Genomic DNA, 12,466 nt, shown 5'->3' on the forward strand with positions numbered 1-12,466 from the left:
TTGTTTTTTGGTGTCGTCCGTTATTGGAGTTGTCCCAAATACTCTTTCAGCGCGAGGCTTAGATCGTCCATGGCCGCAGAAGTTGGAATCCATAGTCTCCCCGTCCAGCTTGTGCCGCGGCTGATCTTATAATCGACCGGATACGGAATGACCTGAACGTGCTGCGCGGCAAAATGCTTCACCGAGCGCGGCATATGAAAAGCCGACGTCACAAGAAGCGGCCGCTTCCAGCCGCCTTCGTCCAGAAGCTGCTTCGCATACCGAGCGTTCTCTTGAGTCGTGCGGCTCCGGTCGTCCAACCGGATCGCTTCGGCCGGAACGCCCAGCGCGATAAGTTTGCTGCGGGCCAGTTGGCCTTCGTTGGCCGTATCGGCATACACTTGCCCGCCGGAGACGATGACCGGCAGCGGCTTGGCGGCGTACAGTTCGGCCACCGAGACGACCCGGTGCAGCGTGCTGCCGCTCAAGTGGCCGGTGCCGCTTACGTCCGGGGTCCCCGACACCGCTCCGCCGGTCAGCATGACGTAGACGTCGCCTTCCAGAGCCGCGGGCGGCGAATAACGATTTTCAATCGATTGCAGCGCCGTTTCGCCGACAAGCGGGATCGAGAGCAAATAGACGAGGAATGCCGAGGCGAACAAAACAACGCCGGCCGAGCGGCGGACGCGGGCGTAAAGCCACCAGCCGACCAGGAGCAGCAGCGGGACGAAGCAGCCGGGAGGCATTAAGAAACTGTAAATGAGTTTAAGAACATAAATCATGGCCTAAGCTCCTTTTGTGGGACACTTTTCCATTATCTGCGCTTCGCCGCCTTTTTTCAACCTTTGGGCGGGCCGTCGGCGATTTGCAGGACCTGCCGATTCCTCGGTATAATGAATTCATGTCATAGTTAACCATTTAGGATAGGATAAGGATGAGAGAAATCATGAGCACGAGCAAGTCGATCAAAGTTTTTCAATACCCTGCTTGCAGCACCTGCCGGAGCGCGTTGAAATGGCTCAAAGAGCACGGATGGGAAGTGGAGGCGATCCACATCATGGAGCAGCCGCCGACCGTGGAGGAGCTTCGGATGCTAATCCCGCAAAGCGGGCTGGATATCAAAAAGTGGTTTAACGTATCCGGTGAAGTGTATAAGGAAATGCAGCTCAAGGACAAGCTGCCGCAGCTGAACGACGAGGAGAAAATGAAGCTGCTTGCATCGAACGGCAAGCTGATCAAGCGACCGGTCGCGACGGACGGGAAGCGGGTGACGGTCGGCTTCAAGCCGGAGTTGTACGAGGAAAATTGGGGGAACTAATCGTAAGGTTTGTCTAAGGAGCGTGAGTCTTGTTGCAGCAAAAACCTAAACCGAAAAAACAAAATCCGCTTTGGTATATCGGCGCAGCCGTAACCTTCATTCTGACGCAGCTGAAAACGCTGCTGCCGCTGCTAAAGCTTGGCAAATTCGGGGGAGCGATCATCTCGATGGCGGTGACCGTCGGCGCGTATGCAATTATTTTTCCATGGCAATTCGCGATCGGCTTGGTACTGCTGCTGCTCATCCACGAGCTCGGCCACGTCATTGCCGCCAAGCAAAAAGGGCTGCCGGTATCGGCCCCGGTATTTATTCCGTTCCTGGGCGCGCTGATCAACATGAAGCGGCATCCCCGGGATGCGGTGACGGAAGCATACGTCGCTTTGGGGGGGCCCATTCTTGGAACGGTCGGCGCCTTAGTCGTATTCGGCGCAGCCTATGCGCTGGGGGACCCGCAGCATAGTAAACTGCTTTATTCCATCGCTTATGTCGGATTTTTCCTCAATCTGATCAACTTGCTGCCGATTCATCCGCTTGACGGAGGGCGGATCGCGACGGCGGTGACGCGCTGGCTTTGGCTGGTCGGCTTGATCGGAGGGCTGGTCGTGATCATCTACCTGCGCTCGATCTTGTTCTTCATCATTTGGGCGATGTTCGCCTACGACCTGTACAAAAAATTCATTAAGGACCGCAAGCAAGGCGAGGAGCGGTTCGTCAACGCGAGCTTCTTGGTGGCGGCCGAGCCGCTGCTGGCACAGGGCTATCTGATTCCCGGCCCGGAGCATAAGCGGGAGCTGTCCTTTGTCACGTTCTCGGATTTGGACGGGCAGCAGTATGTCAATGTTTTCTGGGAAGGCCTTCATTTTCAAGGCACGGTGCCACTGATGCACCAAGGAATCATCAAGCGTACACACGTGACCCGCATAGAGCATCTCCAGAAAGAAGACGGTCTGCATCTGATGATCCACTGCCAGATCGATTACCAACTATACGAAAATGACAAGTACTACGACGTCCCTACGTCGGCGCGGTGGAAGTTCGGGACGGCGTATGCGCTGCTTGCGGCGTTTTTAATCGGCATGATGTGGTACGTTCACGAGGTAACGGGGCTGAATGGATAATCAACATTCCGAATCGGCATTCGGAAGGAAAACGAGGTAGCGCATCAATGAAACGATGGGAATCGAAACGATTGGCCGAACTGGGTTCGGCTATTTTTTCTGAGGTGGCGGCTTGGAAGCGGGAAGTGACGGCGCGCGGCGTCGATGTAATCGACCTGGGCATCGGGAGCCCGGACCATCCGCCGTCCGCCCGTGTCATGGAAGCGCTGACGCGCGCGGTGAACGATCCGGGCCTGTACGGCTATCCGACATCGGAAGGGAGTCTGCAATTCCGGCAAACGGTCGCCCGCTGGTACGCCCGCCGGTTTGGGGTCGCGCTCGATCCGGAGGATGAAATCGTCACGCTGATGGGATCGCAGGACGGCTTGGCGCACTTGGCGATGGCGGTGACGGACCCCGGCGATACCGTGATGGTTCCCGATCCGGGCTACCCGATCTATTCCGCGAGCCTGGTGCTGGCCGGGGTGCAGCCTTACCATATGCCGCTGCGCGCCGGTAACGGCTTTTTGCCGAAGCTGGAGGACATCCCGGCGGAAGTGGCGCGGCAAGCCAAATTTATGCTTTTGAACTACCCGAGCAACCCGCTGTCGGCGGTGGCCGACTTGGCGTTCTTCGAGCGGTTGGTGGAATATGCCCGCGAGCACGAGCTGCTGCTGGTGCACGATCTCGCTTATTCCGAGATGTCGTTTGACGGCTTTAAGCCGCCCAGCATCATGGAAGTCAAGGGAGCGAAGGACATCGCCGTCGAGTTCCATTCCTTGTCGAAAAGCTTCAATATGGCCGGCTGCCGCATTGCCTTCATGGTCGGGCAGCGTGATGCGGTCCGCGCTCTGCGCGTGCTGAAGTCCAATATCGACTACGGCGTATTTTTGGCGGTGCAGCAGGCCGGTATCGCTGCGCTGGAGGAAGATATGATGCCGGGGAGCCGGTCGGTCGCAGCGCTGTACGAACAGCGGCGGGATATTGTGATCGAAGGGCTGAACGAAGCCGGCTGGAGCATTCCGAAGCCGAAGGCGACGATGTTCATCTGGGCGCCGATCCCGAAAGGTTGGACGTCTCGACAGATTTCCCGGGAAATGCTGTATTCCGCGGGAGTCGTCGTTATTCCGGGCGACGCGTTCGGCAAAGAAGGCGAGGGCTACGTCCGCATCGCTCTCGTTCAGGAAGAGGATCGGCTGCGGGAAGCGGTCCGCCGGATCGGACGGTTTTTGCGGGAGGCTTCCCGCTGACAAATGCTTGTGCCTAGTTGCAGCGTCGTATTTCTAGAGATGTCGCAATATCTTACTTTTTCCTGTCGCCAAATTGCAATTTCATCGCCGCTTCAATCATGCTACTATGAAGGCATGTCGTACAATAATAGGAGGCGTATCAAGTGTCCCAGAAGCTCAAAATAGCCATTATCGGTTGCGGCGGTATTGCAAACGGAAAGCATTTGCCGAGTCTGTCTCGTTTGGAGCAAGTTGAACTTGTCGCATTTTGTGATATTGTTTCCGAGCGGGCCGAAGAAGCGAAAGCGAAGTACGGCAATGCGGAAGCGAAGGTTTATGAAGAGTATAAAGCGCTGCTGCAAGATGCGTCGATCGATGTCGTTCACGTATGTACGCCGAACGATTCCCATGCGGAGATCACGATTGCGGCGCTGGAAGCCGGCAAGCATGTGATGTGCGAGAAGCCGATGGCCAAGACGGCGGCCGATGCTCGCCGGATGGTCGAGGCGGCCAAGCGGACAGGCAAGAAGCTGACGATCGGCTACAACAACCGTTTCCGGGAGGACAGCCTTTATTTGAAACGCATCTGCGAGGAAGGCGAGCTTGGCGACATCTACTATGCGAAAGCGCATGCCGTTCGTCGCCGTGCCGTGCCGACTTGGGGCGTCTTCCTTGACGAAGAGAAGCAAGGCGGAGGACCGCTGATCGATATCGGCACGCATGCCCTCGACCTGACGCTCTGGCTGATGGATAACTACGAACCGAAGGTCGTGCTTGGAACGGCTTTTCATAAATTGTCCGGCAAAGAAAACGCTGCCAATGCTTGGGGACCCTGGGACCCGAAGAAATTTACGGTGGAGGATTCGGCCTTCGGCATGATCGTGATGAAGAACGGCGCGACCATCATGCTGGAATCGAGCTGGGCGCTCAATACGCTCGATGCGAAGGAAGGGAAGACCACCTTGTGCGGAACGGAAGGCGGCGCGGATATGGAGGACGGCCTCCGGCTGAACGGCGAGAAGCTGAGCCGCTTATACATGAACAAGATCCAGCTCGGCGGCGGCGGGGTCGATTTCTACGACGGTCAAAGCGAGAGCGCGCCGGATACGGAAATGCGTCTGTGGATCGATGCTATCCTGCATGACAAGCAGCCGGTCGTCACGCCGGAGCAGGCTTGCGTCGTGTCCGAAATTCTCGAAGCGATCTATGAATCGGCGAAAACAGGCAAAGCTGTAACCTTCGACTAAGCGCCGGAAGAAAGGATGGGAACGATGATCAGAGTAGCGATGCTCAGCTTTTGGCATGTGCATGCCGCCGATTACGCGAAGCAGGCGGAGGAGCATCCGGATACGGAAATTGTGGCCGTATGGGATGAACTTCCGGAGCGCGGACGCCGGGAAGCGGAAGCGCGGGGCGTCCGGTTTTACGACAAGCTGGAGGAACTCCTCGCTCAGCCGGATATCGACGCGGTGATTGTCGATACGCCGACCAACCTGCACCGGGATGTGTTGGTGGCAGCGGCGCAGGCGGGCAAACATATGTTTACGGAAAAAGTCGTTGCGCCGACGCTGAAGGAAAGCAACGAAATTATGGAAGCGGTCCGCAAGGCCGGTGTCAAGTTAACGGTGTCGCTTCCGCGATTGAACGAAGGCTATACACTGGCCGTGCAGGACGTGCTGAGCCGGGGGCTGCTCGGCGAAGTGACGCTCGTCCGCACGCGGCTGTCTCATAACGGCGCGATTCCAAACGACCAATCGGCGAACGGCTGGCTGCCTGCGCACTTCTACAATGCCGAGCAGTGCGGCGGCGGCGCGATGATCGACCTCGGCTGCCATCCGATGTATTTGGCCCGCTTGTTCCTCGGCATGCCGGAGAGCGTAACGGCCAGCTACGGCTACGTCACGGACCGGGAAGTCGAGGACAATGCGGTGTCCGTGCTGCGTTATACCAGCGGGGCGCTTGCCGTTGTGGAAGCGGGCTTCGTCAACCGGCATTCGCCGTTCGTGATCGAAGTGCACGGCACGGAAGGCAGCTTGCTCTATTCGACGCACGACAACCGTTTGCTCGTGCGCACGGCGAAGGGCGGAGCGGCGTCGGACGAGGAATGGCGCGTGCAGGAGCTTCCGGCCGGTCGCCCGTCGGCGTTTCATCAGTGGGTAACCCATATTCAGCAGGGGACGATGGCGGAGGAAAATATCGGGCTGGCGCTGGACCTGACGCGGTTAATGGAAGCTTCGAACTTATCCGCACGCTCCGGGACGGCCTGCCGACTTAACGATTTGCAGCCATGAACGGTCAGTCCCGAATCGGCGCGAGGCCGTATCCGTTCGAGCTGATGCTGGAAAACCCGACGGCGCTTGACCGGCTGGAGGTGGAGTTCAAATGGGGTCATTACGGCATTCGCATGCTGAACTTTCACCATACCAGCTTTGCTTCGGGCCGGATCGTTCATTTTCATAAGCATTCGGACTTCGAGTTTCATTTTATCCCGCGCGGCAAAGGGAAGGTCATTCTCGGCAGCGAGCCGTACTCGTTGCAGGAAGGGCAGATGTATTTGACCGGTCCCGGTCTCCTGCATTATCAGGAGGCGGATGCCTTCGAGGCGATGGATGAGCTGTGTCTGCATATCGATATTCGGAAGCTGGAAGCGGAAGAGACGGCAGACTCGGAGGCATGGGGAGCCCGCTGGGAGCAGGCGGAGGCGGAAGCGTGCATCCGCCGCCTGGAGCAGCTGCCTCCGCGGCCGATGGCCGACAAATACAAGGCGATGGAATGCTTTATGACGGCTTACCGGGCCTGGTACGAAAATCAGCCGGGCGTTCTGACGGTGATCAAGCAATCGATCATTCAGGTGCTGCTGCGGATGACGCGGGCCTACGACGAAACGCCGCAGCGGGACCTGCCGTCCCGGGATATGAAAAACTACCGCTACCAGCTTGCCGCCCAGTTTATCAAAGACAACTACATGGCCCCGTTAACGCTGGAGGTGGTGGCGGAGCGGGTGCAGATCAGCCCGAGACAGCTGCAGCGCATTTTTCGCGAGCAAACGGGAGGCACGTTCAGCGAGTACATCGAGCATGTTCGGCTCGCGCAAATCTGCAAGGAATTGGCCGAGAGCGAGTTCACCATCGACCAGATCGCGGTTCAGAACGGCTTCTCCAGCGCCAACTATTTGCATTACGTATTTAAGAAAAAGCTCGGCACCACGCCGATGCAGTACCGTTTGCAGCATAACGTTACACAGCATTAGCCGTTTCCAAGCAACTGAGAAAACACCTGAAGCCGTTCTCCTTCGTTCGCGTATCGAATGGGGGAAAACGCTTGTCAGGTGTTATTTTTTCTTGGGAACGAGCTGACGTTCATTCCAAGAGTTCAACGTATGGTGGCTTTTAGCGTTGATACCCGCGTACAGGCATATGCTTAATTCCTGAAATAAAATTAGAGCCCAGGTATTCAACAGGGCCAATCACATCAAAATGAGTAAAATTTGTTGTGAGTTCATCAAATAAAAAGGTCATCGTATGTTTGGCTATTCTGCTTCCGATGCAATGATGGACACCTGTGCCAAAGGAAATATGAGGATTGGGATGCCGCTGCATATTAAAGGTATAAGGATCTGCAAAAATCTCCTCATCGCGATTCGCCGAGCCTACCCAGACGGCAACAGCATCTCCCTCTTTAATCGGCACTCCCCGGATTTCCGTATCCATCGTGGCATATCTCAAAAAGTGGCTGCCCGGAGAAGACCAACGAAAAGCCTCTTCGACAAAGCTGTCCATAGATTCAGGATGTGCGGCAAGCTCCTCAAGCCCATTTATTTTCGTCTGCTCCAGTACCGTTGAGCTAGCGACATGCGGAGTCGTAGCTGTAGCTCCGAGCAAAATGCTGTAGCAGTTGGAAATGACCGTTGGTATGTCCATCTTCTCGCCAGCGATCTCCAGCTGTAACAATGCGCTAATCAGGTCATCTCCCGGAGAACGGCGGCGCTGCTTGACCATATCTTGAAAGTAACCAAACAACTCCCTGTGTGCCAATTGCAAAGTCGCTGTGATATCGTCATCTGCCAATTTAAATTCCTCATCCTCAGGAGCAACGGACATGATGGTTAGCCGTGTCAGTGTTGGCCAATCCTCCGGAGGCAGCTCCAGGATGCATCCGCCTACACAAATCGATAAAGCAAACGCGGCACGAGCAAAATCAATCCCCTCATCTTCTAAGCTTGGCAGAACCAGCTTGCGGATTTCCTGGCGAATCTGATCTTCATGCTTGAGGATGGAGTCAGGAGTAAAGAATTGGTGCATGGCACGTCTCATTTGGGTATGGCGTGGCGGATCTGTCACGGCCATTTGCTTGCCGCCGGAGGGATCATCCCTTCCAAGCAAACTGAGCAAATTTCCCCGTTCGGAGGTAAACGTCTTATAATCCTTCAATACCTGCACAACATCCCTATATTTCGTAATCGACCAGAAGCCCAACTTGTCATCGACCTGCTGCCAATGAACAGGCGCCTGATGGCGCAGTGCGGCCCATACCGCATGAGGCTCTCCATGGCTGTATAAATAGGGATCGAGCAAATTGACATCTTTGATGTTGACTTGAGAAAAATCAATGGAAGCCGATGCTGTCATTTTCGTTATCTCCTCCAACTGTTAAATTCTTGGAAACCAATGTATATCCAAGAGTCAAGTGACTATATTTGAAACTGATTTTACCAATAATCCTATTTATTTTATATGGAGTAATTAAAATAATAATTATGTCAATATTTGTATTGTAAGGTTTTTAATTCATATGATCAATGTTTATTTTTATAATGCATGGATCAAACCTGTTCCGGGCTTATGAAACTCATTGTGTTCTTTATAAAACGTGCCATCAAATTTTTCAATCGATCGAAACCATAATCTTGTGAAACCGCTTGCAATTATTTAATCCTCCGTTATAATGTTAATATATGCTTTATATGGAAATAACACAGCGCTTACAAAATGAAGTTACAATGTTCATGTTAGCAAGAGATAATGACAGAGAAAGAGAGGGTGAGAGGTAAGGCAAGTGTCGACAGCTTCAAAGGTTATGACTTCATTCATCATGAAACGGGCCACAGACTTGTTCACCTATTGTGGGCTCAACATTTTCTCGCCAGTCACCTCCTCCCACAACAGGAGTATTTCCGATTATACAGATATGAAAAATAGTAAATTAGCTAGCGAATTGGTGGTCAGTTGATACTTCATGAACGGAGGAAGATATGTTGACTGAAAGCTCGCCGGTTTTTCGCAGACTCGTACGTTATGTGAAGCCATACTCGTTCTGGGTGGCGGTAACAGTCGTTGCTTCGCTGGCGCTCGCTGCCATCGAGATCATGCTGGGCAAGTTTTTCGAATGGATAGTGAATGGGGGGGCAGCCTCTGCCTCTATGATTTTCTTCCTGCTGGTAGGGATGATCGTGATTGGCATGCCGTGCCGGTACCTGATCAAATATGGATCAGCCCGCTTTAGTGTCAAGGTGCTTCGCGATTTGCGCAACGAACTCGTGCGCAGATTTGGCGATATGCCGCTTTCCCAAGCGGAACGCAAATTAACGGGCGATTTGATTTCCCGGTGTACGGGCGATACGGCGCTGCTGCAAAATTTTTTCATTCAGCACTTCGCCAATTTGTTTTATTTGCCTGTCGTTTTTATCGGCGCGCTGACCCTGCTTTTGCTTACACACTGGAAGCTGGTGCTGTTCAGTCTCGTGCTGTTTCCTTTAGGCATGCTGGTTGCCGGACTGCTGACCCATACGCTGCGTTCGACTTCCGAGCAGATCCAGAACACCATGGGTCAATTGAATGCACTGGCGCAGGACTCCATCGGAGGCTTGGCGGTGATGAAGGCGTTTAATGCGCAGACGATATTTTATCAAAAGTATAGCGAACTGACGCAGCATGCCGTAAAGCTGGGCTTGCGGCTTGAAAAGCGGTATGCGGCGCTCGGGCCCATCGCTATTCTGTTCCTTGCGGTACCTGTTATTTTCGTCGTTATGTATGGCGGGCATTTAATCCGAATCGGTGAATTGAATGCCGGTAGTCTCATCTTGTTTCTTTACTTGCTGCCACTTGCCTTGCAGCCGGTCAGCTTGGCTCCTACACTGATTGCCCAATTGCAGGAGGCTTCGGGCGCCTCCCGGCGGCTTTTCCATGCGCTTGACTGGCCTGTCGAAAGGCAAACCGGTTCCAAGGAGCAAGCTGGCTCGTGGGATGTTCCGGTCAGCGTCGAGCGTGTATCCTTTTCCTACGAAGGTAAAACGAACGTACTGGACGACATCAGCTTTCAGTTAAACCGGGGAGAAACACTGGCTATCGTCGGCGCAAGCGGCGGTGGGAAGACGACAATCTTTAAGCTGCTGTGCGGCTTTTACGAGCCTGAACCGGGCGAAGGTACGATACGTATGTTCGGCAGGCCTTTGTCCGAGTGGGATTTATCCGCGCTGCGGTCAAATATTTCCGTTGTCTCCCAGGATTCTTATCTATTTCCCGCTACGGTCGCTGACAATATCGGATTTGGGCGGCTGGGAGCTACCCGTGAGGAGATTATGGCTGCAGCCCAGGCAGCGAATGCCCACGACTTTATCGAGCAGCTTCCGCAAGGCTATGATACGATGCTGGGCGAGCGGGGCGGCGGATTATCCGGGGGGCAACGGCAGCGGATGGCCATTGCCAGAGCGATGCTTCGGCAGTCCCCGCTCATCCTGCTGGACGAGCCTACTTCGGCACTTGATACGGTGTCCGAATCCCTTGTGCATAGCGCCTTAAAGCGTTTGGCTGATGACCGCAGCGTTATGGTGATCGCCCACCGGCTGTCAACGATTTTGCAGGCTGACCGTATACTTGTCCTTGATCAGGGACGTATTGCGGAAAGCGGTACGCATGATGAGCTTTTGGCGCAAAACGGTGTTTATAAAAAGCTGTATCTCTATCAATTAACGAAGGAAGATGAGACAGCGCAGGGCACGGCAAGCAGGAAGGGGGGAGCGGACTATGTCCTTCAAACAAGCGTTCCTTGATTACAAGCAGCTCATGAAGTTTATGCGCCCCCGACGCCGTCTTTATTATACCGGACTGATCGGCGATAGCTTGGCCAACTCCGGACTTTCGATACTTATTGCTTTTGTGATCAAAGACCTGTTGAATTTTGCAGTCGGCGGGCAGTTGGAAGATCTGTATACGGCTATTACGATTGTGGTCAGCTCCGTTGTCGGATTGTGTATCTTATCGCCTATATTCAGCTATTTGTATTTGCGAAGCATCAGGCTGACCTTAGCGGATATGCGGATGCAGTTATACAAGCATATTGGTAAAATCACGTTTCGCGCTGCGGAAGAACACCACTCCGGCGACCTGCTTTCGCGGATGACCAGTGATGTGCAAGTGGTCGAAAAAACGTACCATGAGCATTTAAGATCGATTGTTTCACAAATCACCATGGTAGCCGGATCGATTCTTGTCCTATGCGTGGTCGATTGGCGTTTCGCCCTTGTCCTCGTCGTCCTGGCACTGTTGACTATAGGCATTAACGCGCGTTTTGCTCCCCGGATGCGCGCGATCGGCGACAAGCTGCAAGCGCAAATGGGCATATTGACAGAGCGCGTAGGGGATTTAATCGGCGGTCTCCAGATCACGAAGCTATTCGGTTTGAGGGACCAGATCGGCAAGCTTTGCGAGGAGGCCAGTGAGGAAGTTAGCGAGTCCGGCCTCAAGCAGGGCCATCAATCCGGTGTGCTGGAAGCCTGCAACTCCGCCGTTCAATTTTTCAGCATGGGGGGGATTCTCGCCATCGGCTTATATCTCGTGTCCAGACAGCAGCTTGAACTGGGGACGCTTGGTTTAATTCTTTACCTGCAAATTGGAATTTCAAGCACCTTTCTCCAGGTTGGGGCTGCGATTACGCTGATGCAAAACTCGCTCGCCGGTGCTGCCCGAATCCATCAACTGCTGGATGAGCCTACGGAGCCGGAAGGTGACAGGGCTACCGCTGCTCTGGCTGAGCTGGCCTATCAAGAGGCATCCGGCAATGTCCCGGCGCTGGAGCTTTGTAACGTTACCTTTAGTTACGAGCCGGGCCGCCCGGTGCTGCGGTGTCTGTCTATGTCTGCAACGGAGGGGAAAGTGACTGCAGTAGTCGGACCAAGCGGGGGCGGTAAAAGCACGATCATGAAGCTGCTGCTCAGCTTTTACGAGCAGGAGTCTGGTCTGATAACCATTCAAGGCAAACCTCTAGAGCTTTATAGTATTAAAGAACTGCGCGAGCTCATTGCGTATGTCCCTCAGGAAGCATTTCTTTTCCACGATTCGATTGCCGGGAACATCCGTCTTGGACGCCCGGATGCTAGCGATGAGGAAGTGGAGAATGCGGCCCGGATGGCGCATGCCCATGCATTCATTACAGAGCTGCCGGAAGGTTATGCGACAATTGTCGGGGAACGCGGTTCAACCTTATCCGGAGGGCAGCGTCAACGGATTGCGATTGCCAGAGCCCTGCTCAAAAATGCACCCATTCTATTGTTGGACGAGGCTACATCCGCTTTGGATGCGGAGTCGGAGCATGAAGTCCAGCTAGCGCTTCAAGAGCTGATGAGGGGTAGAACAACGCTAGTCATCGCCCATAGGCTGTCGACCATAGAGCAAGCCGATTGCATTTGCGTGGTTGCCGATGGCAGCTTGGTCGAGCAAGGAATACACGAAGAGCTGCTAGCCAAAGATGGCGTGTACGCCAAGCTTCACGATTTACAATACCACGCAGAGCAGGTCTTGGTGTCTGTATAACATCTACAGTATCACTTTACGATGCGAATAGGAGTG

Annotated in this window: 10 protein-coding genes; 8 read left to right on the top strand and 2 right to left on the bottom strand. The window is 54.2% G+C overall.

The annotated features are described in order from the left end of the window. Nucleotides 1–20 precede the first annotated feature (20 nt). A complete protein-coding gene (locus NLX71_RS10375; RefSeq protein ID WP_254363547.1) occupies nt 21–761 on the bottom strand; it encodes a YdcF family protein in 741 nt (246 codons plus the stop codon). A gap of 164 nt (nt 762–925) precedes the next feature. Between NLX71_RS10375 and NLX71_RS10380 the strand changes: the two genes are divergently transcribed. The 6 genes from NLX71_RS10380 (at nt 926) to NLX71_RS10405 (ending at nt 6,873) form a co-directional block, all read left to right on the top strand. Continuing rightward, nucleotides 926–1,297 carry an arsenate reductase family protein gene (locus tag NLX71_RS10380; RefSeq protein ID WP_254363582.1) on the top strand — a complete coding sequence of 124 codons (372 nt, stop codon included), beginning with the start codon at nt 926–928 and terminating at the stop codon, nt 1,295–1,297. Nucleotides 1,298–1,329: 32 nt separating this feature from the next. Further along, the gene (locus NLX71_RS10385; RefSeq protein WP_254363583.1) at nt 1,330–2,415 is read left to right on the top strand and encodes a site-2 protease family protein; all 1,086 of its coding nucleotides are present in this window, start codon (nt 1,330–1,332) and stop codon (nt 2,413–2,415) included. 47 nt (nt 2,416–2,462) lie between these two features. Then, entirely contained in the window at nt 2,463–3,644 is a 1,182-nt protein-coding gene (locus NLX71_RS10390) for an aminotransferase class I/II-fold pyridoxal phosphate-dependent enzyme (protein WP_254363548.1), read from the top strand. Nucleotides 3,645–3,787: 143 nt separating this feature from the next. Further along, entirely contained in the window at nt 3,788–4,870 is a 1,083-nt protein-coding gene (locus NLX71_RS10395; RefSeq protein WP_254363549.1) for a Gfo/Idh/MocA family protein, read from the top strand. 24 nt (nt 4,871–4,894) lie between these two features. Further along, complete coding sequence (locus NLX71_RS10400; protein ID WP_254363550.1) at nt 4,895–5,914, top strand: Gfo/Idh/MocA family protein; 1,020 nt, start codon at nt 4,895–4,897, stop codon at nt 5,912–5,914. After that, nucleotides 5,911–6,873, top strand: coding sequence for an AraC family transcriptional regulator (locus tag NLX71_RS10405; protein WP_254363551.1), 963 nt, complete (start codon nt 5,911–5,913; stop codon nt 6,871–6,873). The genes NLX71_RS10400 and NLX71_RS10405 overlap by 4 nt, the downstream gene beginning before the upstream one ends. 139 nt (nt 6,874–7,012) lie before the next feature. Here NLX71_RS10405 and NLX71_RS10410 read toward each other — a convergent pair whose 3' ends face one another. Next, nucleotides 7,013–8,251 carry a cytochrome P450 gene (locus NLX71_RS10410; protein ID WP_254363552.1) on the bottom strand — a complete coding sequence of 413 codons (1,239 nt, stop codon included), beginning with the start codon at nt 8,249–8,251 and terminating at the stop codon, nt 7,013–7,015. Between the two features lie 623 nt (nt 8,252–8,874). Here NLX71_RS10410 and NLX71_RS10415 point away from each other — a divergent pair. Next, entirely contained in the window at nt 8,875–10,671 is a 1,797-nt protein-coding gene (locus tag NLX71_RS10415; protein WP_254363553.1) for an ABC transporter ATP-binding protein, read from the top strand. Next, nucleotides 10,646–12,430, top strand: a complete 1,785-nt coding sequence (locus NLX71_RS10420) for an ABC transporter ATP-binding protein (RefSeq protein ID WP_254363554.1) — start codon at nt 10,646–10,648, stop codon at nt 12,428–12,430. Before NLX71_RS10415 ends, NLX71_RS10420 begins: the two co-directional genes overlap by 26 nt. Nucleotides 12,431–12,466: the final 36 nt, after the last annotated feature.

The organism is Paenibacillus sp. MZ04-78.2 (assembly GCF_024213375.1).
Classification (GTDB): domain Bacteria; phylum Bacillota; class Bacilli; order Paenibacillales; family NBRC-103111; genus Paenibacillus_G.